The 25,039-nt window shown below is 68.3% G+C and carries 25 protein-coding genes; 4 read left to right on the top strand and 21 right to left on the bottom strand.

The window, feature by feature from the left end; all coding sequences use genetic code 11:
• The 17 genes from rnc to M2165_RS03860 all read right to left on the bottom strand — a co-directional run bounded on the left by rnc (window position 1) and on the right by M2165_RS03860 (window position 15,439).
• Window positions 1–687, bottom strand: coding sequence for a ribonuclease III (gene rnc / locus M2165_RS03780; RefSeq protein WP_280813347.1), 687 nt, complete (start codon window positions 685–687; stop codon window positions 1–3).
• 17 nt (window positions 688–704) lie between these two features.
• The gene (locus tag M2165_RS03785; RefSeq protein ID WP_280813349.1) at window positions 705–1,076 is read right to left on the bottom strand and encodes a DUF4845 domain-containing protein; all 372 of its coding nucleotides are present in this window, start codon (window positions 1,074–1,076) and stop codon (window positions 705–707) included.
• Between the two features lie 34 nt (window positions 1,077–1,110).
• A complete protein-coding gene (gene lepB, locus M2165_RS03790; protein ID WP_280813350.1) occupies window positions 1,111–2,076 on the bottom strand; it encodes a signal peptidase I in 966 nt (321 codons plus the stop codon).
• Between the two features lie 8 nt (window positions 2,077–2,084).
• A complete protein-coding gene (gene lepA, locus M2165_RS03795; RefSeq protein WP_280813351.1) occupies window positions 2,085–3,896 on the bottom strand; it encodes a translation elongation factor 4 in 1,812 nt (603 codons plus the stop codon).
• Window positions 3,897–4,419: 523 nt separating this feature from the next.
• A complete protein-coding gene (locus M2165_RS03800; RefSeq protein ID WP_280813352.1) occupies window positions 4,420–5,922 on the bottom strand; it encodes a DegQ family serine endoprotease in 1,503 nt (500 codons plus the stop codon).
• Between the two features lie 109 nt (window positions 5,923–6,031).
• The gene (locus M2165_RS03805) at window positions 6,032–7,099 is read right to left on the bottom strand and encodes a MucB/RseB C-terminal domain-containing protein (protein WP_280813353.1); all 1,068 of its coding nucleotides are present in this window, start codon (window positions 7,097–7,099) and stop codon (window positions 6,032–6,034) included.
• A gap of 22 nt (window positions 7,100–7,121) precedes the next feature.
• Window positions 7,122–7,793, bottom strand: coding sequence for a sigma-E factor negative regulatory protein (locus M2165_RS03810; RefSeq protein WP_280813354.1), 672 nt, complete (start codon window positions 7,791–7,793; stop codon window positions 7,122–7,124).
• A gap of 17 nt (window positions 7,794–7,810) precedes the next feature.
• Window positions 7,811–8,485: an RNA polymerase sigma factor RpoE gene (gene rpoE / locus M2165_RS03815; RefSeq protein ID WP_280813355.1), complete on the bottom strand. Its 675-nt coding sequence runs from the start codon at window positions 8,483–8,485 to the stop codon at window positions 7,811–7,813.
• Between the two features lie 9 nt (window positions 8,486–8,494).
• A complete protein-coding gene (locus M2165_RS03820) occupies window positions 8,495–8,977 on the bottom strand; it encodes a hypothetical protein (RefSeq protein ID WP_280813356.1) in 483 nt (160 codons plus the stop codon).
• Window positions 8,978–8,990: 13 nt separating this feature from the next.
• Window positions 8,991–10,235 (bottom strand): beta-ketoacyl-ACP synthase II, encoded by a 1,245-nt coding sequence (gene fabF, locus M2165_RS03825; protein WP_280813357.1) that lies wholly within the window; start codon window positions 10,233–10,235, stop codon window positions 8,991–8,993.
• Between the two features lie 99 nt (window positions 10,236–10,334).
• Window positions 10,335–10,574, bottom strand: coding sequence for an acyl carrier protein (gene acpP / locus M2165_RS03830; protein ID WP_007830471.1), 240 nt, complete (start codon window positions 10,572–10,574; stop codon window positions 10,335–10,337).
• 98 nt (window positions 10,575–10,672) lie between these two features.
• Window positions 10,673–11,416 carry a 3-oxoacyl-ACP reductase FabG gene (gene fabG / locus M2165_RS03835; protein WP_280813358.1) on the bottom strand — a complete coding sequence of 248 codons (744 nt, stop codon included), beginning with the start codon at window positions 11,414–11,416 and terminating at the stop codon, window positions 10,673–10,675.
• A gap of 28 nt (window positions 11,417–11,444) precedes the next feature.
• The gene (fabD, locus tag M2165_RS03840) at window positions 11,445–12,398 is read right to left on the bottom strand and encodes an ACP S-malonyltransferase (RefSeq protein WP_280813359.1); all 954 of its coding nucleotides are present in this window, start codon (window positions 12,396–12,398) and stop codon (window positions 11,445–11,447) included.
• A gap of 51 nt (window positions 12,399–12,449) precedes the next feature.
• The gene (locus M2165_RS03845) at window positions 12,450–13,427 is read right to left on the bottom strand and encodes a beta-ketoacyl-ACP synthase III (protein ID WP_280813360.1); all 978 of its coding nucleotides are present in this window, start codon (window positions 13,425–13,427) and stop codon (window positions 12,450–12,452) included.
• Window positions 13,427–14,524, bottom strand: coding sequence for a phosphate acyltransferase PlsX (plsX, locus tag M2165_RS03850; protein WP_280813361.1), 1,098 nt, complete (start codon window positions 14,522–14,524; stop codon window positions 13,427–13,429). The genes M2165_RS03845 and plsX overlap by 1 nt, the downstream gene beginning before the upstream one ends.
• A gap of 61 nt (window positions 14,525–14,585) precedes the next feature.
• Window positions 14,586–14,768 (bottom strand): 50S ribosomal protein L32, encoded by a 183-nt coding sequence (rpmF, locus tag M2165_RS03855; RefSeq protein ID WP_007830466.1) that lies wholly within the window; start codon window positions 14,766–14,768, stop codon window positions 14,586–14,588.
• A 113-nt stretch (window positions 14,769–14,881) separates the two neighbouring features.
• Entirely contained in the window at window positions 14,882–15,439 is a 558-nt protein-coding gene (locus M2165_RS03860) for a YceD family protein (RefSeq protein WP_280813362.1), read from the bottom strand.
• 37 nt (window positions 15,440–15,476) lie between these two features.
• Here M2165_RS03860 and M2165_RS03865 point away from each other — a divergent pair, with 37 nt between their 5' ends.
• The 3 genes from M2165_RS03865 to M2165_RS03875 are packed head-to-tail and all read left to right on the top strand — an operon-like array spanning window position 15,477 to window position 17,973.
• A complete protein-coding gene (locus tag M2165_RS03865) occupies window positions 15,477–16,058 on the top strand; it encodes a Maf family nucleotide pyrophosphatase (protein WP_280813363.1) in 582 nt (193 codons plus the stop codon).
• Complete coding sequence (locus M2165_RS03870) at window positions 16,055–16,819, top strand: SAM-dependent methyltransferase (RefSeq protein ID WP_280813364.1); 765 nt, start codon at window positions 16,055–16,057, stop codon at window positions 16,817–16,819. The genes M2165_RS03865 and M2165_RS03870 overlap by 4 nt, the downstream gene beginning before the upstream one ends.
• A gap of 2 nt (window positions 16,820–16,821) precedes the next feature.
• The gene (locus M2165_RS03875) at window positions 16,822–17,973 is read left to right on the top strand and encodes an MFS transporter (protein ID WP_280813365.1); all 1,152 of its coding nucleotides are present in this window, start codon (window positions 16,822–16,824) and stop codon (window positions 17,971–17,973) included.
• A gap of 24 nt (window positions 17,974–17,997) precedes the next feature.
• On the opposite strand, the gene M2165_RS03880 is transcribed toward M2165_RS03875, so the two are convergent.
• Genes M2165_RS03880 through M2165_RS03895 form a run of 4 tightly spaced genes read right to left on the bottom strand, consistent with a single transcriptional unit; the run spans window position 17,998 to window position 21,178 of the window.
• The gene (locus M2165_RS03880; RefSeq protein ID WP_280813366.1) at window positions 17,998–19,041 is read right to left on the bottom strand and encodes a S49 family peptidase; all 1,044 of its coding nucleotides are present in this window, start codon (window positions 19,039–19,041) and stop codon (window positions 17,998–18,000) included.
• Between the two features lie 5 nt (window positions 19,042–19,046).
• On the bottom strand, window positions 19,047–19,418 hold the full coding sequence (locus M2165_RS03885; protein ID WP_280813367.1) for a Rieske 2Fe-2S domain-containing protein: 372 nt from the start codon (window positions 19,416–19,418) through the stop codon (window positions 19,047–19,049).
• 10 nt (window positions 19,419–19,428) lie between these two features.
• Window positions 19,429–20,103: an HAD-IA family hydrolase gene (locus tag M2165_RS03890; RefSeq protein WP_280813368.1), complete on the bottom strand. Its 675-nt coding sequence runs from the start codon at window positions 20,101–20,103 to the stop codon at window positions 19,429–19,431.
• Window positions 20,096–21,178 (bottom strand): RluA family pseudouridine synthase, encoded by a 1,083-nt coding sequence (locus M2165_RS03895; protein ID WP_280813369.1) that lies wholly within the window; start codon window positions 21,176–21,178, stop codon window positions 20,096–20,098. Before M2165_RS03895 ends, M2165_RS03890 begins: the two co-directional genes overlap by 8 nt.
• Before the next feature lie 558 nt (window positions 21,179–21,736).
• On the opposite strand from M2165_RS03895, the gene M2165_RS03900 reads away from it, so the two are divergent.
• Window positions 21,737–24,937 (top strand): Rne/Rng family ribonuclease, encoded by a 3,201-nt coding sequence (locus M2165_RS03900; protein ID WP_280813370.1) that lies wholly within the window; start codon window positions 21,737–21,739, stop codon window positions 24,935–24,937.
• The last annotated feature ends 102 nt before the right edge of the window (window positions 24,938–25,039 follow it).

The following is a 25,039-nucleotide window of genomic DNA, read 5'->3' on the forward strand; positions in this document are numbered from 1 at the left end:
TCACGCGGCTCTGCGCGCCTTGAGCCGGATCAACATCGCCGCCGCGGCAGCCTGCTCGCCGGCGCGGCGCGAGCCACCGATGCCGCGCTCGCGCAGGCCCAGCTCCGGCACCTCGCACTCGACATCGAAGGTCTGCTTGTGCGCTGCGCCGAGCGTGCCCGCCACGCGATACACCGGCAACTTCATTTTGTGGCCCTGGAGCCATTCCTGCAATTCGGTCTTGGGATCCTTGGCCACGGCCTGCATGCGCGGGTTGATCTCGACCGACTCGTAGAGCCGATGGACCAGGGCCTCTGCCGCGGCAAAGCCGGCGTCCAGGTACACGGCGCCGATCAGCGCCTCGAGCGCGTCGGCGAGGATCGAAGGCCGGTTCGGCCCGCCCGAACGCGCCTCGCCCTCGCCGAGCCGCAGCAGCGGCGAGAGCGCCAGATCCACCGCCAGGCGGTGCAGGGTGTCCTGCTTGACGAGGTTGGCGCGCACGCGCGACAGGTCGCCCTCGGGCAGCGCCGACAGGCGGATGTAGAGCAGGTGCGATACCGCCAGGTTGAGCACCGAGTCGCCGAGGAACTCGAGGCGCTCGTTGTGGTCGGCGGAAAAGCTGCGATGCGTCAGCGCGAGCTGGAGCAGCCGCGCGTCGGAAAACGAATGCTGGAGGCGCTCCTGCAGCGCAACGAGGCCACCGTCCACCTTGCGTGTCGCCGCGCTCAGCGCGCCTCGCCCTTGTACTTGAGCACCAGGTAGGCCGGGCCGAACAGCGGGATCTCGCGCTCGTAGGCGTACGAGACGACCACCTTCTCGCCCTCCTTGCGGATCTCGAGGTCCTTGCCGGAGACCGACTTGAAGTCGTCGATCGCCTGCGCCCGGTCGAAGATGGCGCGAACCTCGGGCACGGTGGTGCCTTCCTTGGCCTTGTTGGCGGCCTTCTGGATGGCCTGGTACTCGATCAGCGTCGGAATGACCTGCGCCACGACGACGCCGACGCATGCCAGCACCACGGCGACGAACACCAGGCCGATGAACGAAATGCCGCGCTGCCGCGATGCCTTGGCGCCGCGGTTGAACCGATTTGCTTTCATTTTTCCCGAACCCCCTCGAGTGATCTCGATTGCTTTATTGGAATGGACCGATGCGACCCAGGTCGCCGAAATTCATCCAGACGAAGAACGCTCTTCCCACGATGTTCTTGTCGGGCACGAATCCCCAGAAACGCGAGTCGGCCGAATTATCGCGGTTGTCGCCCATCATGAAGTAATTGCCGGGCGGCACCTTGCACACCACGCCTTCGACCGAGTAGCGGCAATTCTCGCGGAACGGAAAGTCCGTCGCGCCCTGGACGAAGGTCGAACCGGCGTCGTCGTTGAGCAGCCGGTGCTGCTTGCCGCCGAGGTTCTCGGTGTACTGCCGGAGCAGGCGCATCGAATCGCCGTCGAGGTAGTCGGGCATCGGCTCCTTGGACACCGGCTGGCCGTTGATGGTGAGCTTCTTGTTGAGGTAGGCCACCTCGTCGCCCGGAATGCCGACCACGCGCTTGATGTAGTCCATGCTCGGCTTGGGCGGGTAGCGGAACACCACCACGTCGCCGCGGGCGAGCGGCGTGCCTTCGGTGATCTTGGTGTTGATCACCGGCAGGCGCAGGCCGTAGGTGAACTTGTTGACCAGGATCAGGTCGCCGGTGAGCAGCGTCGGCATCATCGAGCCCGACGGGATCTTGAACGGCTCGTACAGGAACGAGCGCAGCAGGAACACCACCAGGATCACCGGGAACAGCCCGGCCGTCCAGTCCAGCCACCAGGGCTGCATCAGCAAGCGCTCGCTCGCCTTCGGATCGACCGTGTCGACCTGGGTGATCCCCTGCCCCGCCAGGCGCGCGTTGCGCTCGGCCAGCGACTCGTCGAGGGCGGCGGCGGCCCGTTCGCGGCGCGGCAGGAAGTAGAAGCGCTCGGCCAGCCAGTAGAGGCCGGTCACCACCGTGGCGAGGAACAGCAGCAGCGCGAAGTTGCCTTCGATCGCGCCGAAATACCAGGCCCCGACGTAGCCGCAGAAGGCCGCGAGGACCAGGGAAGTGATGAATGCCATTTTTGAGATCAGTCTTCGACTTGCAGAATCGCGAGGAAGGCCTCTTGCGGGACCTCGACGGAGCCGATCTGCTTCATTCTTTTCTTGCCCGCCTTCTGCTTCTCGAGCAGCTTCTTCTTGCGGGTGATGTCGCCGCCGTAGCACTTGGCCAGCACGTTCTTGCGCAGCGCCTTGATTGTCTCACGCGCGATGATGTTGGCCCCGATGGCCGCCTGGATCGCCACGTCGTACATCTGGCGCGAAATGATCTCGCGCATCTTCGAGACCACCGCCCGGCCGCGGAACTGCGACTGGCTGCGGTGCACGATGATCGAGAGCGCGTCGACCTTCTCGCCGTTGAGCAGGATGTCGACCTTGACCACGTCGGAGGCGCGGTACTCCTTGAACTCGTAGTCCATCGACGCGTAGCCGCGGCTGACCGATTTCAGCTTGTCGAAGAAGTCGAGCACGATCTCGCCGAGCGGCATCTCGTAGGTCAGCATCACCTGCCGGCCGTGGTAGGCCATGTTCATCTGGACGCCGCGCTTCTGGTTGGCGAGCGTCATGACGGCGCCCACATATTCCTGCGGCATATAAAGATGCACGGTCACGATCGGCTCGCGGATCTCGCTCATCCGGCCGACGTCGGGCATCTTGGACGGGTTCTCGACCATGAGGACCTCGCCGTCGTTCTTGACGACCTGGTAGACCACGCTCGGCGCGGTCGTGATCAGGTCCTGGTCGAACTCGCGCTCCAGCCGCTCCTGCACGATCTCCATGTGCAGCAGGCCGAGGAAGCCGCAGCGGAAGCCGAAGCCCAGCGCCTGGCTCACCTCGGGCTCGTAGCGCAGCGAGGAATCGTTGAGCTTGAGCTTCTCGAGCGCGTCGCGCAGCGAGTCGTACTCGCTCGCCTCGGTCGGGTAGAGGCCGGCGAAAACCTGCGGCTGGATTTCCTTGAAGCCCGGCAGCGCCTCGGTCGCGGTCGCCGCGGCACCGCCCGTGCCCGGCTTGATCAGCGTCACCGTGTCGCCGACCTTGGCCGCCTGCAGCTCCTTGATGCCGGCGATGATGTAGCCCACCTCGCCCGCCTCGAGCGACGCGCGAGGCTCGTTCGCCGGCGTGAACACGCCCACGTTGTCGGCGTTGTACATCGCGCCCGACGCCATCATCTTGATGCGGTCGCCCTTCGCGAGCCGGCCGTCCACCACCCGCACCAGCATCACCACGCCCACGTACGGATCGAACCAGCTGTCGATGATCATCGCGCGCAGCGGGCCGTCGGGGTTGCCGCGCGGCGCGGGCATGCGGTGCACGATGGCCTCGAGGATGTCGTCGATGCCGACGCCGGTCTTGGCCGAGCACGGGATCGCGTCGGTCGCGTCGATGCCGATCACGTCCTCGATCTCGGTGCGCGCGTTGTCGAGGTCGGCATTCGGCAGGTCGATCTTGTTGAGCACCGGCACCACCTCGACGCCGAGGTCGAGCGCGGTGTAGCAGTTGGCGACCGTCTGCGCCTCGACGCCCTGCGATGCGTCGACCACGAGCAGCGCGCCTTCGCATGCCGACAGCGAGCGGCTCACTTCGTACGAGAAGTCGACGTGGCCCGGCGTGTCGATCAGATTGAGGTTGTAGACCTGCCCGTCGCGCGCCTTGTAGTGCAGCGCGGCGGTCTGTGCCTTGATGGTTATCCCACGCTCTTTTTCGATGTCCATCGAGTCGAGCACCTGCGCTTCCATCTCGCGTTCCGCGAGGCCGCCGCAGCGCTGGATCAAGCGGTCTGCGAGCGTCGACTTGCCGTGGTCGATGTGCGCAATGATCGAGAAATTTCTGATGTGATTCATCAACGGGAACGCTTAAGTACTTGAATTGGCTCGTGCGCAGAGTGCGACAGGCAAGAAAAAAGGGCGCGTCTTCTGGAGACGCGCCCTGAACCAACAAGCAATGGCAACTGCAGTAGTTGGAACTTCATTGTAGGCAAAAAGGGAGGCGCGTACATCCAGGGACGGGGTCGGAAGGGGTCGTTGCTGGTCCACAACATCAAAGATATAAACAACTTATCCACAACTTTGGTGGAGCACTGCATGAACAACTTGTGGGCGATCTGTGGAGCGCCGGTGGACTGCTGCAGGACATCTCGCATGGTGGAGGAATCCCTCTCCTTTATGCGCGACCTTGCCGCCCAGGGTGCTCTATTCTACTGAAAATCGTCCTAAGCCTTGAGATAAGTTAGTGACTGCAAACCAAATCGAGTCGCTCGAGGCCTTAGATTTTTTTTGAAACCAGCCGTCCGGACGTGGCAAACACATCGAAAAAATGGCCCCAAACCCGAGTGTCGGGTGGGGCCACTTGACGGCAGGCGCCCGATCAGCGTGCGGGGCGGATCAGGGCGTACTGGGCCCACTCGCCACGACGGAACAGCACGCTCAGCGGCTTGCTCTTGTCGGCCTTGGCGATCGCGGCCTCGAAGTCCCTCACGCTCGCGACCTCGACGTTGCCGACCGCCAGGATGATGTCGCCTTCGCGCAGGCCCGCACGGGCCGCAGCCTCGCTCGCCGACTCGATGCGCACGCCGCCGCGCATCTTCAGTTCCTTCTTCTGGGCATCGGTCAGATCGCTCACCGACAGGCCGAGCGCCTTGCCGGCCGCGGACGACTTGCCCTGCGGCTGCTCCTCGCGGTCCTGCTGGCGCTTGCCGGCTGGCTTGGTGTCGGGATCGCCCTCGGCCACGGTGATCGACAGCTCACGCGCGCTGCCGTTGCGGAACACGGTCAGCGTGCTCTTCACGCCCGGCTTGGTGCTGGCGACCGAGCGCGAGAGATCGCTTGGGGTCTCGATGACCTTGTCGCCGTACTTGGTGATGATGTCGCCCTCGCGCACGCCCGCCTTGTCGGCGGCCGAGCCCGGCACGACGCTGCTCACGAGCGCGCCGCGTGCCTTGCCCAGGCCGATGGACTCGGCCACGTCCTTCGAGACCGAACCGATGGTCACGCCGATCAGGCCGCGCGAGACGCGACCCGTGGCGCGCAGCTGATCGCTGACGCGGATGGCCTCGTCGATCGGGATCGAGAACGAGATGCCCATGTAGCCGCCCGAGCGCGAATAGATCTGGCTGTTGATGCCGACCACCTCGCCGCGCAGGTTGATCAGCGGGCCGCCCGAGTTGCCGGGGTTGATGGCCACGTCGGTCTGGATCAGCGGCACCAGGTCGCCGGTGTCGCGCTGCTTGGCGCTCACGATGCCCGCGGTCACGGTGTTCTCGAGGCCGAAGGGCGAGCCGATCGCCATGACCCATTCGCCGACACGCAGCTTGGAGATGTCGCCGACCTTCACCACGGGCAGGCCGGTGGCTTCGATCTTGACCACCGCGACGTCGCTGCGCTTGTCGGCGCCGATCAGCTTGGCCTTGAACTCGCGCTTGTCGGTGAGCGTGACGAGGATCTCGGACGCATCCTCGATCACGTGCGCATTGGTCATCACGTAGCCGTCGGCGCTCAGGATGAAGCCCGAGCCCACGCCGCGCGGGCGCTCTTCCTCCTGCGGCTGCGGCCGGTTCTGGCGCGGTCCGGGACGCGGGTTGCCGGGCAGCGGCTGTCCGAAGAAGCGGCGGAAGAACTCCTGCATCTCCTCGTCCATCTCGCCGCCGCCACCACCGCGCGTGACCTTCTCGACGGTGCGGATGCCCACCACTGCGGGACCGACCTGCTCGACGAGGTCGGCGAAGTCGGGCAGGCCGCGGGCCTGCGGTGCAGTCTGAGGCGCCTGTGCGGCGGCCGGTGCGGCGGGCAGCAGGCCTGCCGCGGCCGTGCATGCCAGGCCGAATGCGAAGAAACAGGAACGAAGCTTGTGTCCCTCGACTTTGAACATCATCGGTTTTCTTTCAAAAGAACAGAGCGGCCAAAAGTAGAAGAGCTATGAGTCTGCGATGCCAACTTGGTTCATCCAGCACCACCGGCTGCTGCGGACCGTGACCCGCGGCTCAGCGTATGCGCGCGAGGCTCTGGGCAAAGGCGTTGAGCGTCTGCTGCGGCACCTCGCCCACCGCCGTGAGCCACCAGTCGCTCGCCGGTTCGGGCAGCCGCCTCCGGATCGCGTTCGTCGCGCCGATGGTCAGCACGCCGTCGCGCGGCGCACGCTTTTCATCGTAGCGCTCGATGAAGAGCGACACCGAAGCAAGGCCATCGGAGAAGGTCCACTGGACCGTGCGGTCCTGCGCTGCCTTGTCGCCGGCCGGTCGCCGGTAGAAGCTGCGCGGCTTGAAGCCGGCCACGGGCGCCCTGAGCGCCCAGCCCTCGTCCTGCGCATTGCTGCGCTCGAGTTCGAGCTTTTCGACGCGGTAGCCGCTGGTGTTGGCCATCATCTGCAGCAGCGCCTGCGCCTTGACCGGCGCGTCGAGCTGCAGTTCGGAGAACGCCGACTGCTCCAGCACGCGCGACTCGCCGTCCACGGTCTGGAGCTTCACCACGAGCCCCGAGCGGCGCTCGCTCCAGATGCGGTAGCCGAAGCGCAATCCGTCGTGCGGCACCAGCTGCACCACGTCGGTGTCGAAGCCGGCCACGCGGTCCTTCCCGATGGTGCGGACGTCGTAGAAATCGCCGATGGACGAATCGGGCTTGTTCGGGAGGTTGGGGAACAGATCGAGGTTCTCGCGCTTCTCGACCTTCACGACCTTCGCCTCGGGCAGGAAGGTCATCACTTGGTGGTTGCGCCGGAAGGTCGAGCGCGGCGGGCCCGACAGCGCCTCGATGCGCTCGATCTGCATTTCACCGTCGCGCACATGCCAGATCCGCGCGCTCGACAGGTTGCCGCCCGCGGCCGACACCACGAAGGTGCCGATGTAGTTCCGCTGCCGGGCGCCCGCGTGCATGCGCTGCAGCCATTCGACCACGCCCATCGCGGGCGGCGCATCACCGGTCTGCGCGGAGGCCGCCTCCTTGGCACTCGCGGCGGCGCCGGACCGGGTCTGGGCGGCCGCGACCTGGGCGAGGCAGAAAGCAGCGAACACCAGCGCGAATGCGCGTGCGGAAATCTGCATCGGAAGGATCATCGAGCGTGGCGATCGGCGCACATCAGCGCGTGGGGCCTTCGAAAGTGGCGTTGCGCAGGAAGCTCGAGGGCATCTGCGACGCGCCGCCGGCCTGCTGATGCGCCTCGAGCAGCTGGTCGAGGCGCGGGTCGCGCAGCATGACCTGCGGATTGCCGTTGCCCACCAGCACGCGCGTGGGCGCCAGCGTGCTGCCGGCGGTCGGCTGACCATTGGAGGCCGCGACGGCCAGCACCGAATTGGCGGCGGGCTGCGGCTGCGTCGCCGCCAATTGCGCGCCCGGCGCCGGCACGGCGGCGCCGTTGCCGACCAGCGTCCAGCTGATCGCCGCCACGGCCATCAGCGAGGCCGCGCCGGCCACGAGCTTCCAGCGGAAGACCGGCTCGTTGGCCGCATCGGCCTTGCGCCGCACCGCAGTCACGGTGGAAGCGGCTTCGAGGGGCACCACCGCGGGCCGCAGCACGACGGGTTCCGCGGCAAGGCGCTGCTGGAAGCGCGTCAGGAAGGCATCGGTGTCGGTGCACGGCGCATGGGCGCCCGAGCGCAGCACATCGCCCACGAGGTGGTAGGCACGCCAGGCGCCCCGGGCGTCTTCCTGGGCGCACACGGTCTCGATGGCCAGCGCCAAGTCCTCGCCCTGCAAATGACCGTCCGCCAATGCGGACACCTGTTCACGCCCCGTCATGGTCTGATTCATTTCATTCACCTGCTTACCTACCACCGCTTGCCGGACTGGTTGTCCAGCAGCGGCTTGACCCTGGCCGAAATGGCCTCACGCGCCCGGAAAATACGCGAGCGCACCGTGCCGATAGGGCAATCCATGACCTCGGCAATCTCTTCGTAACTCATGCCCTCGATCTCGCGCAGGGTGACGGCCTGGCGCAGTTCGGCAGGCAGCGCTTCCATCGCCATTTCGACCACGCGGGCGATTTCGTTCGCCGCCAGGACCGATTCGGGGGTTTCGTCGCTGATTGGTTCGTTTCCGGGGCGGTAAGTTTCATCGTCGTCTTCAGAAGACGGCCGCAGGGCACTCTCGGAAACCGTCGGGTCGCGCTTCATGTCGACCAGCGCCTTCTTCGCCGTATTGACGGCGATGCGATAGAGCCAGGTGTAGAACTGGGCGTCGCCGCGAAACTGGTGCAGTGCGCGGTAGGCGCGGATGAAGGTCTCCTGAGCGATGTCCTCGATCAGGTCGACGTCGCGCACCATGCGCCCGATGAGCCGCTCGATCCGGCGCTGGTACTTGACGACCAGCAGTTCGAAGGCCTTCTGGTCGCCGGCCACGGTACGCTGGACCAGCTGCAGGTCCACCTCGCCCGGGCGCGGGGTGCCGGCGGCGCCGTCGGGCAGGCCGGACTCCGGAGGCACTGGCGGCGGAGAAGTGGTCATCGGCAGTCTTCAGGGCGCATCGGCAGGCACCGTCGCCCGCCACGGCTGCGCCACGGGCGACGTGGACGGAATGCGCGCATAGGCCGCACGACGCAGGTCGCGCCAGCGCTCGGGCATGGCACGCTGCTCGGCCCACACCCAGCGCGCCGCGCGGCCCGGCTCGACGAGCCGGAGCAGCAGCAGCGACTGCAGGTCGAGCGCGACGACGGCACGCGCCGCATGGACGCTCCGGCCCGGATCGCTGCCGGCGAGCGACCAGCAAAGGCCGTCGAAGCGCAGCTCGGCCGCACCGTCGCTGCGCAACGCAAGCGCGGCCGCGGCACCCGAGAACAGGACGCTCAGCACCAGCAGCACCTGGCGCCAGGCGGCGCCATCGAACAGGTAGCAGGAAATGCCCGCGCAGCAGGCGCCCAATGCCCAGGCGGCGATCAGGATCCGGGTCGCGCCGCGCGAGCGCCCCACCGGATAGTTCACCGACGGCGCGCTGTGCATGAAGGAACTGTGCTCAAGCGCGCTTGAACACCAGCGTGCCGTTGGTGCCGCCGAAGCCGAAGTTGTTCTTGACCGCGACATCGATCTTGAGATCGCGCGCCTCGTTGGCGCAATAGTCGAGATCGCACTCCGGATCCTGGTTGAAGATGTTGATGGTCGGCGGGCTCTTCTGGTGATGCAGTGCCAGCACCGTGAAGACCGACTCGATGCCGCCGGCGCCGCCCAGCAGGTGGCCGGTCATCGACTTGGTCGAGTTCACGACGAGCTTCTTCGCGTGATCGCCGAACGCGAGCTTGACCGCGTTGGTCTCGTTCAGGTCGCCGATCTGGGTCGAGGTGCCGTGCGCGTTGAGGTACTGCACCTGGTCGGGGTTGACGCCCGCGTTCGACAGCGCCATGGCCATCGACCGGCGCGGGCCGTCGACGTCGGGCGCAGTCATGTGGTACGCGTCGCCGGTCAGGCCGAAGCCCGCCACTTCGGCGTAGATCTTGGCGCCGCGCGCCTTGGCGCGCTCGTACTCCTCGAGCACCAGCACGCCGGCGCCTTCGCCGAGCACGAAGCCGTCGCGGTCCTTGTCCCACGGGCGCGAAGCCGTCGCCGGATCGTCGTTGCGCGTGCTGAGCGCGCGCGGGGCCGTGAAGCCGCCGATGCCGAGCGGCGAGATGGTCGACTCGGCGCCGCCGGCGATCATCACGTCGGCGTCGCCGTACTCGATCATGCGCGCCGAGGTGCCGATGGCATGCAGGCCGGTGGTGCAGGCCGTCACGATGGCGATGTTCGGGCCCTTGAAGCCGTACTTGATCGACACATGGCCCGAGATCATGTTGATGATCGATGCCGGCACGAAGAACGGCGACACGCGGCGCGGACCGCGCGCGGTGAGCTCGCCGTGGGTCTCCTCGATCATCGGCAGGCCGCCGATGCCGGAGCCGATGTTGCAGCCGATGCGCACGGCCTCTTCATAGGAGAGCGCGTCGCCGGTCGCGAGGCCGCTGTCCTGCACGGCCTGGATGGCCGCTGCCAGTCCGAGATGGATGAAGCGGTCCATGTGACGCGCTTCCTTCTCGGAGATGTATTGGGTGATGTCGAAACCCTTCACCTCGCCCGCGAACTTGCAGGCGAAGGCGCTTGCATCGAAGGCGGTGATGTTCGCGATGCCCGACTTCCCAGCCAACAGGTTGGCCCAGGATTCGGTCGCGGAGTTTCCGACAGGAGCGATGCAACCGAGTCCGGTCACGACGACGCGGCGTTTGGTCATGCCGGCAAACCTTTCTGGAAGCGTTGAACAGCTGCCGATCGGCGCCTGCGGTTCAATGAAGAAAAGCCGCCAGTCGCCGTCGCAGTGTCGGCTGGCCGATCAGGCCTTTTGATTCTTGGTGGCGTAGTCGACGGCGTTCTGCACCGTGGTGATCTTTTCGGCATCTTCGTCGGGGATCTCGATGCCGAACTCGTCTTCGAGTGCCATCACGAGTTCGACCGTGTCGAGCGAGTCAGCGCCGAGGTCGGCCACGAAAGCCTTTTCATTCGTCACTTGGGACTCTTCCACGCCGAGCTGCTCGGCGATGATTTTCTTGACACGTGCTTCGATATCGCTCATTTGGTTCCCTCTGAGGGTTGTAGGTAACAGTGGATTTTAGCCGGGCGCATTGTGGCATTTGCCGTGTGCCCGGTACGGGAAAACATTGCGCCTTTCGGCTACATGTGCATGCCGCCGTTGACGTGCAGTTCCTGCCCCGTCACGTAGGAGGCCTGCGGCGACGCGAGGTACGCCACCGCATGCGCGATGTCGGCGGGCTTGCCCAGGTGTCCCAGCGGGATCTGCTGCAGCAGCGCCTGCTGCTGTGCCTCGGGCAGGCTCGCCGTCATGTCGGTTTCGATGAAGCCCGGCGCCACGCAGTTCACCGTGATGTTGCGGCTGCCGAGTTCGCGCGCCAGCGCACGCGTCATGCCCGCCACGCCGGCCTTGGCGGCCGCGTAGTTGGCCTGTCCGGCGTTGCCGGAGGCCCCCACCACGCTCGTGATGCTGATGATGCGGCCGTAGCGCTGCTTCATCATCGGACGGATCACGGCGCGCGAGAGGCGAAAGACCGCCTTCAGGTTGGTGTCGAGCACCGCGTCCCAGTCCTCGTCCTTGAGGCGCATCGCGAGCGTGTCGCGCGTGATGCCGGCGTTGTTGACCAGCACGTGGATCGCGCCGTAGGCCTTAACGATCTCGTCGATCAGCGCCTCGACGGCGGCGCCGTCGTTCACGTCGAGCGCGCGGCCGCGGCCGTCGTAGGCGCTCAGCGCGGAGGTGATCTTTGCCGCGCCGTCGGCGGTGGTGCCGGTGCCCACCACCTTGAGGCCGCGCTGCGCGAGTTCGAGCGCGATCGCCGCGCCGATGCCGCGCGACGCGCCGGTGACCAGGGCAACCTGCCCTTCGAATTTAGGAATGCTCATAAAAGAGAAGTATCGGGCCTTGCGCCGCTCATCCGGCGAGCAGTTGACGGGTGTCCGCGAGCGTGGCCGGGTCGTACACCGACGCGGCTTCGAGCTCGGGGGCGATGCGCTTGACCGTTCCAGCCAGCACCTTGCCGGGCCCGCACTCGATGATGGCGGCGACGCCGCGCAGTTTCAAGGCCTGGACGCTCTCGACCCAGCGCACCGGACCCGCGGCCTGGCGCACCAGGGCGTCGCGGATGCGCGCCGGATCGGTTTCCACCGCCACGTCGATGTTGTTCAGCACCGGGATCTGCGGGGTCGCCAGCGTGACCGTGCTCAGCTTCTCGCGCAGCGCCTCGGCCGCCGGCTTCATCAGGCTCGAATGGAACGGCGCCGACACCGGCAGCAGCAGCGCGCGCTTGGCGCCCGCCGCCTTGAGCAGTTCGCAGGCCTTGTCGACCGCCGCCTTGCTGCCCGCGATCACGGTCTGCATCGGATCGTTGAAGTTGACCGCCTCGACCACCTCGGCGCTTCCCGCGCCGAAAGATGCGGTGGCTTCGGCGCAGCCGGCCACCACCTTGGCGGCCTCCATGCCCAGCACCGCCGCCATGGCGCCCGCGCCCACGGGCACGGCCTGCTGCATCGCGCGGGCGCGGAAGCGCACCAGCGGCGCGGCCTGCGCGAGCGTGAGCACGCCCGACGCCACCAGCGCCGAATACTCGCCCAGCGAATGACCGGCCACCACCGCGGGCATGGCGCCGCCCTCGGCCAGCCAGGCGCGCCACGCGGCCACGCCGGCCACCAGCATCACGGGCTGGGTGTTGGTGGTCAGCGCCAACTCTTCCTTGGGGCCGTTCTTGATCAGCGCGCCGACGTCTTCGCCGAGCGCTTCGGAGGCTTCGCGCAGGGTTTCGGCCACGGCCGGGTGGTCGCCCCAGGCGTCGAGCATGCCGACGGCCTGCGAGCCCTGGCCCGGAAAGACAAAAGCAAAGGATTTCATCGTTTTCTCAGCGTCATGGCGCGCCGCCGCTCTTCGAGGAGCGGCAGCACGCTACAGATTCAGCAGCACCGCACCCCAGGTGAAGCCGCCGCCCACGCCTTCGAGCATCAGCGTGTCGCCCTTCTTCACCCGGCCCGACCGCACGGCTTCGTCGAGCGCCAGCGGGATCGATGCGGCAGAGGTATTGCCATGCTCGTTGACCGTCACGACGAGCTTGTCGCGCGGAAGCTTCAGCTTCTTGGCCGTGCCTTCCATGATGCGGATGTTGGCCTGGTGCGGAATCAGCCAGTCGATGTCGGCGTCGGTCTTGCCGGCCTTGGCGAGCGTGGCCCGCGCCGCCTCCTCGAGCACGCGGACCGCGAGCTTGAACACCGCTTGGCCGTCCATGTGCAGCAGCGGCGTGCCGAGCACGTTGCCGCCCGACACATGCCCGGGCACGCAGAGGATGCCGACGTGCTTGCCGTCGGCATGCAGGTCGCTGGCCAGGATGCCGGGTTCGTCGCTCGCCTCGAGCACCACGGCGCCCGCGCCGTCGCCGAACAGCACGCAGGTGGTGCGGTCGTTGAAATCGAGGATGCGCGAGAACACCTCGGCGCCCACCACGAGTGCGCAGCGCGCGGTGCCGGTGCGGATCATCGCGTCGGCCACCGTCAGCGCATAGACGAAGCCGCTGCAGACCGCCTGCACGTCGAAGGCCGGGCAGCCGGCGATGCCGAGCTTGTTCTGGAGGATGGCGGCCGACGAGGGGAACACCATGTCGGGCGTGGAGGTGGCGACGATGATCAGGTCGACCTCTTCCGCCTTGCGGCCGGCGGCTTCGAGCGCATGGCGCGCCGCGTGCAGCCCGAGATCGCTGCTCGTGACGTCGGGCGCCGCGAAATGACGCGCGTGGATGCCGGTGCGTTCGACGATCCACTGGTTCGAGGTCTCGATGCCGCGCGTTGCCAGGTCTCTGGCAAGGTCGTCGTTGGTCACCCGGCGCGGGGGCAGGTAGCTGCCGGTGCCGGTGATGCGTGAATATGGGCTCATCAAGCGTGAAGGGCCGTCGCGTCCTGGGTCGCCGTGGACTCCTGCCGCGCGAGCAAGGGCGCGGCGTGAGCAATGCGGGCCCGCACGCGATCGAGCAGGTTGTTGCGAGCGGCATCATAAGCGCGATCGAGCGCATGGCCGAAAGCCACTTCGTCGGCCGAGCCATGGCTCTTGAACACCAGGCCGCGCAGCCCCAAAAGGGCCGCGCCGTTGTAACGACGGTGATCCAGGCGGTTTTTGAACGCTTTTAGCACCGGATAGGCCACGATCGCTGCAAGCTTGGTGAACACGCTGCGCGAAAACTCGACGCGGATGAATTCGCCGATCATCGACGCCACGCCTTCGCTGGCCTTGAGTGCCACGTTGCCGACGAAGCCGTCACACACCACGATGTCGGTCGTGCCCTTGAAGATGTCGTTACCCTCGACGTTGCCGTAGAAGTTCAAATCCTTCGAGTTGGCAGCCGTTCGGAGCAGTTGGCTCGCCTTCTTGATGGTTTCGCTGCCTTTGATCGCTTCTTCGCCAATGTTGAGCAGACCGACGGAAGGCGCCTCGTTGCCCGTGAGCGCGGAGACCAGGGCCGAGCCGAGCACCGCGAACTGCAACAGGTCCTCGGCGTCGCAATCGACGTTCGCGCCCAGGTCCAGCACCGTGGTGGCACCGCCCTTGGCGTTGGGCAGCTGCGGGGCGATCGCCGGGCGGTCGATGCCGTCCAGCGTCTTCAGCAGGTAGCGCGCGATCGCCATGAGCGCACCGGTATTGCCGGCCGACACGGCGGCATGGGCCGCACCGTCCTTGACCTGCTGGATCGCGACGCGCATGGAAGAGTCCTTCTTCTTGCGCAGGGCGATCTCCACCGGGTCGTCCATGCCCACCACTTCGCTGGCCGGCACGATGCGGGCGCGCGGATGCGCGGTGAAGCCCGCGAGCGCGGCGGGCGCACCCACCAGCAGCAGCGAGGCTTCACTGTGCCGCTCGAGAAACGCGCGGCAGGCCGCGAGCGTGACGCGCGGCCCATGGTCGCCACCCATGCAATCCACGGCGAGCGTGATTGCGGAGGGCGCGGCAGTGGATTCGAAAGAAGAAGGCGTAGCCATCAAAACAAAGGCCCGACGCTACGGCAAAAGTAGCTTCGGGCCTCGGCCTTGGGATGCGAAATCAGGCTTCGGACTTGTTCTTGAGCACCTGGCGGCCACGGTAGAAACCGTTGGGGCTGATGTGGTGGCGCAGGTGCGTTTCGCCAGTGGTCGGCTCCACGGCGATGCCGGGCACCACCAGGGCGTTGTGGGAACGGTGCATGCCGCGCTTGGAAGGCGACTTCTTGTTTTGCTGGACGGCCATGATGGCTCCTGGACTGTGAGGTGAGTGATTGGTTGCGGGCCCAAGCGATGACGAAAGCAAAAGCAGGCGGCGCGCGCGAAGCCCATGATTATAGCCCAGACCGGGAAAAAGGGCTACTTGCCCTCTCCCGGCTTGCGCGAACGCAACGTGCCGAGCACCGCGAACGGGTTCGGCTTGGCTTCTTCGGCCGCCTGGAAGTCCTCGTCGCTCGAGGACAGCTTGACCGGCGTCGGGCAGACGTCGTGGACCGGCGTGACGGGGATTTCCATCAGCAGCTCGTCCTCGATCAGCGCCGGCAGGTCGAAGTCGCGGCTCAGGGCCAGCACGTCTTCTTCCGATTCCTCGTCCTCGGCCTCGGCGGTCGCCTCGTCCACCACGAAGCGGAACCAGCGGTCGACCACGAGCGGCGTTGCCACCGGCGACAGGCAGCGCTGGCAGGTCAGCGGCACCGTGGTTTCGGCCTCCAGGTGCAGCCAGGGCTCGGCCTTGCCGTCGGCACCGGGGCGTTCCTCGCCCACGGCTTTCCAGCGCACCAGGGCGTCGGTGGCGGGGGCGGCGAGTTCGGCCGCGAGGCGCTCGAAGTTCTCGACCGGATCGGCCGATTCCAGCGTCGCGGCTGCCTGGACGAAGCGGGCGACGTCGAGCCGTTCGGGGGCAAATTCTCTCTTCATCCGCGGCAGTCTAGCGCGCTCACGCACAATCATCGCCATGCAACGTTCCGTGATCCTCGCCTCGACATCGCGCTACCGGCGCGAACTGCTCACCCGCCTGCGCCTGCCCTTCGACGTGCAGGCGCCCGAAGTCGACGAAACCCCGCGCCCCGGCGAGATACCCCGCGCGCTGGCCGAGCGCCTGGCGCTGGAAAAGGCCGAGGCGGTGGCGGCGCGCTTTCCCGAGGCCGTGGTCATCGGCTCCGACCAGGTGGCCGATCTTGCCGGCGAAGCGCTGGGCAAGCCGGGCGACCATGCGCGGGCCACCGCACAGCTGCGCCGCATGCGCGGCCAGACGCTGGTGTTCCAGACCGCCGTCGCCGTGGTCTGCCGCGCCACCGGCTTCGTGCAGCGCGATCTGGCGCCGGTGCGGGTGGTTTTCCGCCAGCTCGGCGACGAGGCCATCGAGCAGTACCTGCAGGCGGAGCAGCCCTACGACTGCGCCGGCAGCGCCAAGAGCGAAGGGCTCGGCATCGCGCTGCTCGACGCCATCGACAGCGACGACCCGACCGCCCTGGTCGGGCTGCCGCTGATCCGCACCAGCCGGATGCTGCGCGCCGCGGGGGTCGAACTCCTGTGACGACGCCCGGCAAGCTCTACCTCGTCCCCGCGCCCCTCGATTTCGGCTGCGACCCGCTGGCGCCGCTGCAGGACGTGCTGCCGCTCGGCACGCTGCAGACCGCGGCGGGCATCACGCACTGGATCTGCGAGAACGCCAAGTCGGCCCGCGCCTACCTGAAGCGCATCGACGCGGTGGTTCCGCTCGCCGCACCGCTGCAGGCGCAGGACATCCGCGAACTGCCGCGCGAGGTGCACAAGAAAGGCGATCACGCCGGCCAGTTCGACGCCCGGCCGCTGCTCGCCGCGGCGCTCGAAGGCCATGACGTGGGCCTGCTCAGCGAGGCGGGAATGCCGGCGGTCGCCGATCCCGGTTCCTCGGTGGCGCGCGCCGCGCACGAGCTGGGCCTCGCGGTGGTGCCGCTCACCGGCCCGGTGTCGCTGCTGCTGGCCCTCGCGGCGAGCGGCCTCAACGGCCAGAACTTCGCCTTCGTCGGCTACCTGCCCCAGGATGCGGGCGAGCGCCAGGCGCGCATCCGCGAACTGGAGGCGCTCGCACTCAGGACCGGCCAGACGCAGCTGTTCATCGAGACGCCCTACCGCAATGCCGCGCTGCTGCAGGCGCTGGTGCAGACGCTGCAGCACAACACCCGGCTCGCGGTGGCGCGCGGCCTGACGCTCGCCAGCGCGCAGGTCCGCAGCCAGACGGTGAAGGCATGGCGCGCCAAGCCGCAGGACGTGGCCGACGAGCGCCTGCCCGCCGTGTTCGCGATCGGGCGCTGACGATGGAAGTGACCACCGGCCACCGCTGGGCTTCGCGCGCGCAGTTCTTTTCTTCCGGCTTCATCTTCGCGACCTGGGGCGTGCACGTGCCGACGGTCAAGGCGCACTACGGCATCGACGAGGCCCAGCTCGGCATCGCGATGCTCGCGGCCGGCGCCGGCGCGATGGTCGGGCTGACGAGCGCCGGCCGCTGGATCGGCCGCCACGGGCCCCGCCGCATGGCCGCGCTCTGCGGCTGCATCTACGCGCTGCTGCTCGCCGGCCTGATCGCGATGCCGGGCTATCCGGCCCTGCTCGGGCTGCTGGCCGCCTTCGGCCTCGTCACGAGCGTGTTCGACGTGGCCATCAACACCGAGGCGGCGCAGCTCGAACTGCACGGCGCCAGGCCGCTGATGAGCGGCATGCACGGCATGTTCAGCCTCGGCGGCATGGCAGGCGCTGCGAGCGGGAGCGCGGTGCTGGCCGCCGGGCTCGGCCCGCAGGCGCATCTGCTGTGGGTGGCCGCGGCGATGGTGCTGGTGGTGGCGATCGCGTCCACGCGCATGCTGCCGCCTGCCGCCGCGCCCGCCGATGCGGCGCCGGCCGCACGCGGCTTCCGGCTGCCGCGCGGCACGCTGGCGGTGCTGGGCGTGCTCGCCGCGCTGGGGCTGATCGCCGAAGGCGCGATCTACGACTGGAGCGTGCTCTACATGCAGCAGGAGCTCCGCAGTCCGCAGGAGCAGGCCGCCCTCGCCTACGCGAGCTTCTCGGCGGCCATGGCGGCCGCGCGCTTCGGCGGCGACGCGATGCGGGCGCGCTTCTCGCCGGCGGCGCTGCTGCTCGGCAGCGGCGTGCTCGCGGCGGCGGCGATGACGCTGGTGCTGCTGACCGACCTGCCCTGGGTGGCGCTGGCGGGCTTCGCCGGCGTGGGCATCGGTTTCGCGAACGTGGTGCCGATCCTGTTCGGCGCCTCCGCCCGCGTCCCGGGCGTGGAGCCGGCCAGCGGCATCGCCGCGGTGTCGGCCGTGGCGTACCTGGGCTTCATGGCCGGACCGGCGGTCATCGGCCTGCTCGCGCGGGCGAGTTCGCTGACCGCCGCGCTCTATGTGGTGGTGGTGTTCGCCGTGGCGCTGGCGGCCTCGGCGCGCTTCACGGAAGGCGGCAGCCGGGCCTGAGCCGCCGCCGGCCGCCGCGGCGGTTCAGCGCAGCGCCGGCGAGGCGAGCTGCATCGAGCGCACGGCGGCGTCGCCCATGGCGGCGCCGAACTTCTTGGCCAGCTTCTCGGCCACGTTGTCGCGCCGCGTGTAGTCGGTGACCTCCTCGGCCTTGATGACCTCGCGCGCCACGTAGTCGACGTTGCCGAGCTGGTCGGCGAGGCCGAACTGGACCGCCTGCTCGCCGCTCCAGAAGAGGCCGCTGAAAAGGCCCGGCGTGTCGAGCTTGAGCCGGTCGCCTCGCCCGCTCTTCACCACGTTGATGAACTGCGTGTGGATCTGGTTCAGCATCGCCTGGGCGTGGGCGCGCTGCGCATCGTTCATCGGGCTGAAGGGATCGAGGAAGCCCTTGTTCTCGCCGGCCGTGAGCAGCCGCCGCTCGACGCCGACCTTCTCCATCACGCCGGTGAAGCCGAAGCCGTCCATCAGCACGCCGATGCTGCCGACGATGCTGGCCTTGTCGACGAAGATCTTGTCGGTGGCGGCGGCGATGTAGTAGGCGGCCGAGGCGCAGGTCTCCTCGACCACCGCATAGACCGGCTTCTTGTGCTTGGCCTTGAGGCGCTTGATCTCGTCGCTGATGATGCCGGCCTGCACCGGGCTGCCGCCGGGCGAGTTGATGAGCAGCACGATGCCCTTGGCACCCTCGTCCTCGAAGGCCGTCTTCATCGCGGCGATGACGAACTCCGCGCTCGCGTCGCCGCCGTTGGCGATCTCGCCCTTGATCTCGACCACCGCGGTGTGGGCGGTGCTCTTCGCGGCGCTCGGCGTGCTGCGCGACATGCCGAGCCAGACCAGGAAGACGAAGAACGCGAGCCACGCCAGGCGCACGAAGGTCTTCCAGCGGCGCGTGGCCTTCTGCTCGTTGAGCGATGCGAAAGCGAGTTTCTCGAGCGTTGCGCGCTCCCAGCCGGGGCGCTGCGTAGGGTCTTGGGCCATGTTTCTCGGGGCGTCCTGCGAGGACGCGATGGGGGTCGCCGGCTCAAAAGGTTCGAAACCGTGGGGTTCCGTGCGGTTCGGGTCGGTCATTGATTTCAGAAAGTCAGGGGATGGAGGTTCCAGGCAGTATGCCAGTGCACCACGCCGTCGCTCTCGCTGAGGGCGATCTTCACGAGGCCGCCGCGGCACGGTCCGCCCGCGCATTCGCCGGTGTCGGGCCGGTAGACCGCGCCGTGCGTGGCGCAGAGCAGCCACTGGCCCGAATCGTCGAAGAAGCGGTCGGGCTGGAAATCCATTTCCATCGCCACATGGCTGCACCGGTTCAGGTAGGCATGCGGCCGGCCCTCGAAGCGCACAGCGAAGGCGCGGCAGGTCTCGCCGCCGTAGATCACGTCGAAAGGCACGGCCCGGCCGCCTTCGGCCAGGTCCGACGCGTTGCACAGGGGAATGCGCTGTTCTTCGCTCATGCGCGCATTCTCAGGCGTTCTCGAGCAGCCACGCCTCCAGGTCGGCGACCGAGTGGGCCACGTACAACGGCTTGAGTTCGTCGAAGCTCCCGGGCTCGTGCGCGCCGTAGCTCACGCCCACGCTCGCGCAGCCGGCATTGAGCGCGAGCTGCAGATCGTGCGTGGTGTCGCCGATCATCAGCGTGCGCTCGGCCGGAACCTCGAGTTCCTCCATCAGCTCGAGCAGCATGCGCGGATGCGGCTTGCCGAAGGTCTCGTCGGCGGTGCGCGAGGCGTCGAAGCGGTCGCGCAGCGCGACCGATTTCAGCGCCTCGTTGAGGCCGCGCCGCGACTTGCCGGTGGCCACGGCGAGCCGATGGCCGCGCGCCCGCAGGGCATCGAGCATCTGCAGCACGCCGTCGAACAGCACCAGGTCGTCCTGGTGCTGGAGGTAGTGGTAGCGGTAGCGGGCGCCGAGCTCCGCGTATTTCTCGCGCGGCACGTCGGGCGCCGCGCGTGCGAGCGCTTCGGCCAGGCCCAGGCCGATCACCCAGGAGGCATCGTTCTCGCTCGGCTTCGCGCCGCCCACGTCGACCACCGCCGCCTGGATGCAGCGGACGATCAGCCGCGTGGAGTCGTAGAGCGTGCCGTCCCAGTCGAAGGCGATCAGGTCGAAGCGCAGGGGTCTGGAAGAAGAATCAGTCATGGGCCGTGGGAATGGGATGTTGGGCCAGCGCCTCGCGCGCGGGCGGCGGCATCAGGGTGTGCAGTTCGGGCGGCAGGTCGGCCTGCAGCGCCACGCGCGCACCGGTCGCCGGGTGGTTGAACTGCAGGCGCCAGGCATGCAGGAACATGCGCCGCAGGCCGAGTTTGTGGAGCACGCGCTGACGCTCGAAATCGCCGTACTTGTCGTCGCCCGCGATCGGGTGGCCGGCCGACGCCAGGTGCACGCGGATCTGGTGCGTGCGGCCGGTCTTGATGGTGACGGCCAGCAGCGACATCGGCGCGACATCCCCCGCCAGCGTGAGCCGTGCGAGCACGCGCACCAGCGTCACCGCGCGCATGGCATCGGGATGGTCCTTCGCCACCACGCGCACGCGGCGCTCGCCGGCGCCCGGGCCGTCGCCGGGCAGCAGGTAGCGCGCCAGGGGCGCATCGAGCACCTTCTTGTTGGCGGGCCAGATACCTTCGACCAGCGCCAGGTAGGTCTTGCCGGTCTCGCGCTCGCGGAACTGGTCCTGCAGCGCCACCAGCGCACTGCGCTTCTTGGCGACGAGCAGGATGCCCGAGGTCTCGCGGTCGAGCCGGTGCACCAGTTCCAGGAATTTCGCCGCTGGCCGCGCGGTGCGCAGCTGCTCGATGACGCCGAAGCTCACGCCGCTGCCGCCGTGCACCGCCACGCCGGCGGGCTTGTCGATGGCCAGCACCGCCTCGTCCTCGAGCAGCACCGGGAACTCGCGCGCGGGGGCGGGCGGCTGCGCGCCCTCTTCGGCGCGCGGCGAAATGCGCACCGGCGGCAGGCGCAGCACGTCCCCGGCCTCGATGCGGGTCTCGGCCTGCACGCGCCCCTTGTTGATGCGCACCTCGCCCGAACGGATGATCCGGTAGACGTGCGTCTTGGGAACGCCCTTCAGGTGGCGGAACAGGAAGTTGTCGAGCCGCTGGCCGGCCGATTCGGCATCCACGGTAATGAATTGGATGGACGCGCCGGGCGCGGCGCCTTCGTTTCCCGCAATTTGGGCCGCCGCGGGGCTTTGCTTCGCACCTATAATGTTTTTCACCAGCGCGGTCGTGTAAGTGCTTGATTAGACAGAAGTTTAGACCACTGCAGTCAAACACCCACGACAGCGCTGCGAGGTCGATGCCGCTTTGGCGCCGAGACTGCAAACCCCGCGCAAGCGCGCAAAGTGGCAGGCCCGGCGTCCAAGTCAAGCCGACACCCACGAAACACCGATACGGAATACCCAGCCGGCAGCTTCCAAGCTGCCGGCGGATCGAAGCGAGTCCCTTGTGTTGATGCTGCTGATTCAACTGTGCCTGCGCTGGCCGACCTGGCTTCTGCCAGCGGCCTCGGGCATCGGATCATCCGCACCGCGCGCCACCATTGCGCAACCGGCCGTCAAAAAGATGGCCGCTCAACACCGAATCTGGCTCGCGCCCATCCACGCGCCCCCACCCCGGCTGTCCTCCTGAGCTGACGCTCTAGAGGTCTGTTCGCGCCTGGCGCAACAGCACGGCAACCGGGGCCAAGCGGCAATTCCCCTCGTTTCGCGGGCGTCGTCCGTGCATCGTTGGCCCGTCATGGGCCGGTAGAACGATACATAGAAGGACAACGCATCATGAAGCGGATGCTGATCAATGCCACGCAGGCCGAAGAACGCCGCCTGGCCATCGTCGACGGACAGAAGCTCCTCGACTACGAAATCGAAATCGAAGGGCGCGAACAGCGCAAGGGCAACATCTACAAGGCCGTCGTGACGCGCGTCGAGCCCTCGCTCGAAGCCTGCTTCGTCGACTACGGCGAAGACCGCCACGGCTTCCTGCCGTTCAAGGAAATCTCCCGCCAGTACTTCGCCGAAGGCGTCTCCGCCAGCCAGGCGCGCATCCAGGACGTCATCAAGGAAGGCCAGGAACTGGTCGTCCAGGTCGAAAAGGAAGAGCGCGGCAACAAGGGCGCGGCGCTGACCACCTTCATCTCGCTGGCCGGCCGCTACGTCGTGCTGATGCCCAACAACCCGCGCGGCGGCGGCGTGAGCCGGCGCATCGAGGGCGACGACCGCGCCGAGCTCAAGGAGGCGATGGACCAGCTCGAGTACCCGAAGGGCATGAGCATCATCGCGCGCACCGCCGGCATCGGCCGCTCGGCGCCCGAACTCCAGTGGGACCTGAACTACCTGCTCAAGCTCTGGAGCGCCATCGACGGCGCGGCCAAGGGCGGCAAGGGCGCCTTCCTGATCTACCAGGAGTCCTCCCTCGTCATCCGCGCCATCCGTGACTACTTCAATCACGACATCGGCGACATCCTGATCGACACCGACGACATCTACGACCAGGCCCAGCAGTTCATGGCGCACGTCATGCCCGAGCATGCCTCGCGCGTGAAGCGCTACCGCGACGACGCGGCGCTGTTCAGCCGCTTCCAGATCGAGCACCAGATCGAGTCGGCCTATGCCCGCACCGTGCAGCTGCCCTCGGGCGGCGCCATCGTGATCGACCACACCGAGGCGCTGGTCTCGGTCGACGTGAACTCGGCCCGTGCCATCAAGGGCGGCGACATCGAGGAGACCGCCACCCGCACCAACCTCGAGGCCGCCGACGAAGTGGCGCGCCAGATGCGCCTGCGCGACCTCGGCGGCCTGATCGTCATCGACTTCATCGACATGGACGAGTCGAAGAACCGCCGCGAGGTCGAAAGCCGCCTGCGCGATGCGCTGCGGCAGGACCGCGCCCGCGTCCAGTTCGGCTCGATCAGCAAGTTCGGCCTGATGGAAATGAGCCGCCAGCGCCTGAAGCCGGCGCTCAGCGAAGGCTCGTCGATCCCCTGCCCGCGCTGCGGCGGCTCGGGCCACATCCGCGACACCGAATCGAGCGCGCTGCAGATCCTGCGCATCATTCAGGAAGAGTCGATGAAGGACAACACGGCCGCCGTGCACGTGCAGGTGCCGGTGGAAGTCGCCTCGTTCCTGCTGAACGAGAAGCGCCCCGAGATCGCCAAGATCGAGCTCAAGCAGCGCGTCACCGTGCTCATGGTGCCGAACAAGACGCTGGAAACGCCGAACTACAAGCTCGAACGCCTGAAGCACGACGATCCGCGCCTCGACCACATCGAAGCCAGCTACAAGATGGCCGACGAGATCGAGGACCCGACCTCGGTCACGCGCCGTTCGCAGGAACCCACCAACAAGCAGACGCCGGTCATCAAGGGCGTGCTGCCCGATGCGCCGGCGCCCGTGTCGGTGCCCAAGCCCGAAGCCGCGCGCGCCCCCGCGACCGCGGCGCCCGCACCGGTCGCACCGCCCGTGGCCGCCGCGCCCGCGCCGGCCGAGACCGGCTTCTTCGCCCGCATCAAGAGCTGGTTCTCCGGCGCCCCGGCCGCGGCACCGGCGCCGGCCGTGATCCCGGTCGAGCCGCCCAAGCCCACGCGCCGCGATGGCGGCCGCCCGGGCCGTGACGGCGAAGCGCGCGGCAACGCACGCGACGGTGAACAGCGCCGTGGCGGCCGCAATGGCGAAGGCCGCGGCGACGGCAGCAGCAACCGCGCCGGTGGCCGCGACGGCGAACGCCGCGGCGGCCGCGGTGGCGAACGCCGCGAAGGCCGCGAGCAGCGCGAAGGCCGCGGCAGCGAACTGCGCAACGAAGCCGCCCAGCCGCGCGAACAGCGCGAGCCCCGCGAGGCGCGCGCGCCGCGCGACGGCGAGCAGCGCCGTGGCGGCCGTGGTGAACGCCGCGAAGGCGAGGGCCGCAGTGCACGCGCAGGCACGCCCGAGCTGATCGACGGCAGCAACCTCGAAGCCCAGCAACAGCTCGCGCCCAACGGCGCGGCAGGCGACGAAGGCCAGGCGGCGACCGAACGCGCACCGCGCGCCCGCGGCGAACGCCGGGAACGTGGCGAGCGCGGCGGTGCCGAGGCATCGCGCGACGCTTCGGCCGGCGACAACGCTGTCGCACAGGACGGCACCACGCCCACCGAGCGCGCGCCGCGCGGCGGCCGTGAAGAGCGCGGCCCGCGTGGCGAGCGCGGCGAAGGCCGCCGCGAGCGCCGTGGCGAAGGCCAGCCGCGCTTCGCAGGCAACGACGGCGAAGCGGCGGAGGCAACCGCAGCCTTCGACAATGCAGCCGAAGCAGCAGCACCGAATGCCGAAGGCGAAGCCGGCGGCAGCGAGCAGCAGGCGCCGCGCCGCGAAGGCGAAGAGCGCCGCGGCCGTTCGCGCGACCGCTACGGCCGCGACCGCCGCGAGCGCGCCCCGCGCGACGAAAGCGAAGCTGCCGAAGGTGCCGCGGCGACCGCCGAAGCCGGCGACCTCAGCGCCCCCGCCCAGGTGGCCGACCGCAGCGCCGAGGCCGAAGAAGCACCGGTGCGCCGCAGCTACTTCGACCGCAGCGCCGAAGCACCGGCCGCCGCGCACGTCCAGGCGCCTGCGCCCGCCCCGGCCCCGGCCCCTGTCGCGGCGGCTCCGGTCGCTGCCGCACCTGCCGTGGTCGCCGCCGCACCCAGCGTGGCGAGCCAGCCGGCCCCCGCTGCCAACGGCCGCGCGCTGCCGAAGGTCCAGCCCTTCCAGCTGCCGCTCGACGAGCTCGCGCAGATCGCCGAGAAGTCCGGCCTGCAGTGGGTGAACTCCGACGCCGAACGCATCGCGCAGGCGCGCGCGGCCATCGCGGCCGAGCCGAAGCCGGTGCACGTGCCGCGCGAGCGCCCGCCGGCCGTCGTGCTCGACGACGGTCCGCTGGTGCTGGTCGAGACCCGTCGCGACCTCGGCGCGATGAGCCTGCCGTTCGAAAAGACCGCGTCGGCTGCCGATGCGCAGCAGGGCGTGAACTGACGCGGATCCGCGGGAAAGCGCATCCGGGCCCTGCGCCCGATGCTCCATGAAAAACGGCGCCTCATCGGCGCCGTTTTTCTTTGCTGTGTTCGGCGGCCCGTC

Origin of the sequence: Variovorax sp. TBS-050B (assembly GCF_029893635.1) — a bacterium.
Taxonomy (GTDB): Bacteria; Pseudomonadota; Gammaproteobacteria; order Burkholderiales; family Burkholderiaceae_C; genus Variovorax.

Coding starts and splice junctions, on each gene's coding strand:
- M2165_RS03900 (WP_280813370.1), top strand. CDS start 21,737: ATGAAGCGGATGCTGATCAATGCCACGCAGGCCGAAGAACGCCGCCTG.
- M2165_RS03875 (WP_280813365.1), top strand. CDS start 16,822: ATGGAAGTGACCACCGGCCACCGCTGGGCTTCGCGCGCGCAGTTCTTT.
- M2165_RS03805 (WP_280813353.1), bottom strand. CDS start 7,099: ATGATCCTTCCGATGCAGATTTCCGCACGCGCATTCGCGCTGGTGTTC.
- lepA (WP_280813351.1), bottom strand. CDS start 3,896: ATGAATCACATCAGAAATTTCTCGATCATTGCGCACATCGACCACGGC.
- M2165_RS03820 (WP_280813356.1), bottom strand. CDS start 8,977: ATGCACAGCGCGCCGTCGGTGAACTATCCGGTGGGGCGCTCGCGCGGC.
- M2165_RS03860 (WP_280813362.1), bottom strand. CDS start 15,439: ATGAAGAGAGAATTTGCCCCCGAACGGCTCGACGTCGCCCGCTTCGTC.
- M2165_RS03800 (WP_280813352.1), bottom strand. CDS start 5,922: ATGATGTTCAAAGTCGAGGGACACAAGCTTCGTTCCTGTTTCTTCGCA.
- fabG (WP_280813358.1), bottom strand. CDS start 11,416: ATGAGCATTCCTAAATTCGAAGGGCAGGTTGCCCTGGTCACCGGCGCG.
- rpmF (WP_007830466.1), bottom strand. CDS start 14,768: ATGGCCGTCCAGCAAAACAAGAAGTCGCCTTCCAAGCGCGGCATGCAC.
- M2165_RS03845 (WP_280813360.1), bottom strand. CDS start 13,427: ATGAGCCCATATTCACGCATCACCGGCACCGGCAGCTACCTGCCCCCG.
- M2165_RS03880 (WP_280813366.1), bottom strand. CDS start 19,041: ATGACCGACCCGAACCGCACGGAACCCCACGGTTTCGAACCTTTTGAG.
- acpP (WP_007830471.1), bottom strand. CDS start 10,574: ATGAGCGATATCGAAGCACGTGTCAAGAAAATCATCGCCGAGCAGCTC.
- M2165_RS03865 (WP_280813363.1), top strand. CDS start 15,477: ATGCAACGTTCCGTGATCCTCGCCTCGACATCGCGCTACCGGCGCGAA.
- lepB (WP_280813350.1), bottom strand. CDS start 2,076: ATGGCATTCATCACTTCCCTGGTCCTCGCGGCCTTCTGCGGCTACGTC.
- M2165_RS03890 (WP_280813368.1), bottom strand. CDS start 20,103: ATGACTGATTCTTCTTCCAGACCCCTGCGCTTCGACCTGATCGCCTTC.
- M2165_RS03785 (WP_280813349.1), bottom strand. CDS start 1,076: ATGAAAGCAAATCGGTTCAACCGCGGCGCCAAGGCATCGCGGCAGCGC.
- plsX (WP_280813361.1), bottom strand. CDS start 14,524: ATGGCTACGCCTTCTTCTTTCGAATCCACTGCCGCGCCCTCCGCAATC.
- M2165_RS03810 (WP_280813354.1), bottom strand. CDS start 7,793: ATGAATCAGACCATGACGGGGCGTGAACAGGTGTCCGCATTGGCGGAC.
- fabD (WP_280813359.1), bottom strand. CDS start 12,398: ATGAAATCCTTTGCTTTTGTCTTTCCGGGCCAGGGCTCGCAGGCCGTC.
- rpoE (WP_280813355.1), bottom strand. CDS start 8,485: ATGACCACTTCTCCGCCGCCAGTGCCTCCGGAGTCCGGCCTGCCCGAC.
- M2165_RS03885 (WP_280813367.1), bottom strand. CDS start 19,418: ATGAGCGAAGAACAGCGCATTCCCCTGTGCAACGCGTCGGACCTGGCC.
- fabF (WP_280813357.1), bottom strand. CDS start 10,235: ATGACCAAACGCCGCGTCGTCGTGACCGGACTCGGTTGCATCGCTCCT.